Source organism: Xanthomonas maliensis (assembly GCF_009192945.1).
In the GTDB taxonomy this organism is placed as follows: Bacteria; Pseudomonadota; Gammaproteobacteria; order Xanthomonadales; family Xanthomonadaceae; genus Xanthomonas; species Xanthomonas maliensis.
Map to the genome: position 1 here is coordinate 1 of NZ_NSET01000128.1, position 997 is coordinate 997.

1 protein-coding gene is annotated in these 997 nt (G+C 66.3%); it reads right to left on the minus strand.

The genetic code is table 11. The features are described 5' to 3' along the window. Window positions 1–997 (minus strand): condensation domain-containing protein (locus tag CKY51_RS22230; RefSeq protein ID WP_152250068.1); only part of this gene is annotated, 997 nt, incomplete at both ends.

The following is a 997-nucleotide window of genomic DNA, read 5'->3' on the forward strand; positions in this document are numbered from 1 at the left end:
TGGCTCGGAGATGTGTAGAATACACACCCGCCACGACCATCTCGACGCTGCGTTCCAGGCAGATCGCCACACGGTCGTCCGCGCCCACACCCAACGCACGCAAGTGATGCGCCAGTCGGTTGGCGCGTGCGTTCAACACGCCATAGGACAGCCACACCTCCCCCTGGACGACCGCAATCGCCGATGGATCACGCGCGACCTGCGCTTCGAACAACTCGTGCACACAGGCTTGGCGCGGATAGTCCGCTGCCGTGGCGTTCCACTGCCTCAGCACCTGATCGCACTCGTCCTGCGGCAGGACATCGACAGCGTTCACCGCGGTGGCGGGCGCATGCACAAGCGCCTCGGCCAGGCCCTCCAGGGCCTTCTCCAGGAACGCCGCGATCCGCGCCGGCGCCAGTGGACGCTGCGACTGCACCTTCAGGGTAAACCCGGTGCCCCAATCATCCACCGAAACGGTCAGCGGATAATTCGTCCGCTCCTGGGCCGACAGTGTCTGAATGCCTTCCCAGCTTCCAGATCCGCCAGCCTCCTTTGCCTCGACACTGTGGCGATAATTGAGCAGCGAGGTGAACAGCGGGGCCGGGGCGGGGACGCCGCTGCACTGCTGCGCCAGCGACAGCGGCGCATGCTCATGCCGCAACAGCGCCGCCAGACGCTGCTGTACAACACGCACACTGTCCACCACGCCGGCGCCATCCACCTCGACCCGCAGCGGCAAGGTGTTGATGAACAAGCCCAGTGCACGGTCCGCGCCGGTACCGCCCTGCATGCGGCCAAACAGCACCGTGCCGAACACTGCCGATGCTTGACCGGTGGCGCGTGCCACCACCTGCGCCCAGGCCAGATGGAACAGGCTGGCCACACTCACGCCCAGCGTGCGCGCTTGACGGCGCAGCAGCACCGACAGCCGATCCGGCAGCACATGCTGCGCTTCCTCCACCGTCGATCCATCGCCCTGCACATCGATCAGACCAAACGGCGCACACGGCTCCTC